Annotated in this window: 2 protein-coding genes; both read right to left on the reverse strand. The window is 64.6% G+C overall.

What is annotated here, in order from left to right; all coding sequences use genetic code 11:
- Window positions 1–272 precede the first annotated feature (272 nt).
- Window positions 273–968: an alpha/beta fold hydrolase gene (locus ACFVIV_RS15900; protein ID WP_379196755.1), complete on the reverse strand. Its 696-nt coding sequence runs from the start codon at window positions 966–968 to the stop codon at window positions 273–275.
- A gap of 481 nt (window positions 969–1,449) precedes the next feature.
- Window positions 1,450–1,665 carry an MbtH family protein gene (locus ACFVIV_RS15905; RefSeq protein WP_379196757.1) on the reverse strand — a complete coding sequence of 72 codons (216 nt, stop codon included), beginning with the start codon at window positions 1,663–1,665 and terminating at the stop codon, window positions 1,450–1,452.
- Window positions 1,666–1,754 lie beyond the last annotated feature (89 nt).

Consider the following 1,754-nt stretch of genomic DNA (forward strand, 5'->3'; position numbering starts at 1 on the left):
GACGCTGAAAGCGACTGCGATAAAGAACATCTCCATGCCGGATTATTGCCGCATCCCCCCGGTCCGGCGCGACCGAATTTTGTGACAGATACCCAAGGTTTCCAACAGGTATCCAGCAGACGGCAACTCCCCCAACGGCTCACGAACCCACCAGAGATGCGCCGCCCGCTCATCCGCAGGAGTCGGCAACCGCACCTCGGTCCCGGGCTTGGCAATCAGGATCGACGCTGCGCCATGAATTCGAGCGCCGGGCGGTTCGACGGGTTGGGCGGTCAGCGCACGTCTCCGTGTTCGGCGGCGTAGGTTTCGAGGCGGTTGGCCAGGTCGTGGGGGTGGCTGAGGGCTACGCAGTGGCAGCCGGGGATTTCGTCGGGGGTGATGCCCAGGCGTTCGGGGACCAGGCGGCGGAAGAAGTCGGGTGGGAAGAAGCGGTCGTCTCGAGCCAGGACGAATTTGGTGGGGATCTGGGGCCAGGCGTCGAGTGGCCATGGGGAGTTGTAGGCGGTGGTGGATTCTTCGCGTTCCTTGCTGATCGCCTCTTCGGCGAGGGGGCGGGGGACGCCGTTGTAGAAGCTGATGAAGGGGTCGGCGTTGCCGGTCAGGCCGCCGTCCAGGTCGGCTTGTTTCTGGACGGCCTCGGCATAGCCGGTGTTGGTCCACCAGTCCGCGGCGGTTTCGCCTGGTAGCGGAATCATGGCGGCTACCAGGACCAGTACGCGGACCGGGAGGCGGTCGGCTGCCAGGGCGGCGGTGAAGCCGCCGTAGGACTGGCCTACCAGGACCAGGTCTTCGCGGTCGCCGACCGCTTTGATCACCGTGTCCGCGTAGTCGTTCAGGCTTGCGGAGTTGTCTTCGCTGGGCAGGTCGGGGGCGATGGTTTCGTGGCCGCGGGCTCGGAGTTCGGCCTCGACCAGATGCCAGTACCAGCCGACATCGCCGCCGCCGTGGATCAATACGAAGGTGGTCATGCGTATCCCCTTCCGCCGCCGGATCCCGGCTCCAGATCGAGGTTAGGCGACGGGCCGCCAGGAGGGGAACGGTTCTGGCGGCCCGCCGCCTTCAGGAGCCCGCGGTGGGCGGGAAGGTGAACGAGGAGCCGGTGAGCAACATTTCGGCCAGGCAGCCGAGCAGGTTGTCGATGGCGCTGCCGCTGTCCATGGCGGTCCTCAGGGGGTGGTGGGTGTGCCGGGGGTGACGGAAATGCCGGAGCCCGAACCGATCAGGTGGGCGATGGCTTGCAGGAGGCTGGTGAAGCCGGCGCTGCCGAGATCCATGTCTCGAGTCCTTTCAGAGGTGCCGTCGGGACGGATCAGGCGGCGTTCGGGTTGTAGTTGATGCTGGAGCCGGCGCTGAGGAAGTTCAGCACCGTGGTGAGGATGGCTCCGATGTCTACGCCTTCCATGGGTTTTCCTTTCTGGGTGGTTCGCGGAAAAGCAGTGGTCCGCGGGGCTATTCGGCTTCGGCCATGGCGTCGATGAGCGACTTGGGGCGCATATCGGTCCAGTGCGATTCGACGTAGTCGAGGCAGTCGCGGCGCAGCGCCGGACCGTACGCGATGGTCCAGCCGCCGGGGATGGCGGCGAAGACGGGCCACAGGGAGTGCTGGGCCTCGTCATTGACCAGCACATAGAACTGAGCGTCTTCGTCGTCGAAGGGGTTGCTCATCGGTTTACCTTTCTGAAAGTCCGCAGCCAATCCTGGCGGAACCAGACTGTGAATAAGAGCCTTTTCACAATATTGATGATCTCGAGTTT

The organism is Nocardia sp. NPDC127526 (genome assembly GCF_042672265.1).
Lineage (GTDB): Bacteria > Actinomycetota > Actinomycetes > Mycobacteriales > Mycobacteriaceae > Nocardia.

Coding starts and splice junctions, on each gene's coding strand:
- ACFVIV_RS15900 (WP_379196755.1), bottom strand. CDS start 968: ATGACCACCTTCGTATTGATCCACGGCGGCGGCGATGTCGGCTGGTAC.
- ACFVIV_RS15905 (WP_379196757.1), bottom strand. CDS start 1,665: ATGAGCAACCCCTTCGACGACGAAGACGCTCAGTTCTATGTGCTGGTC.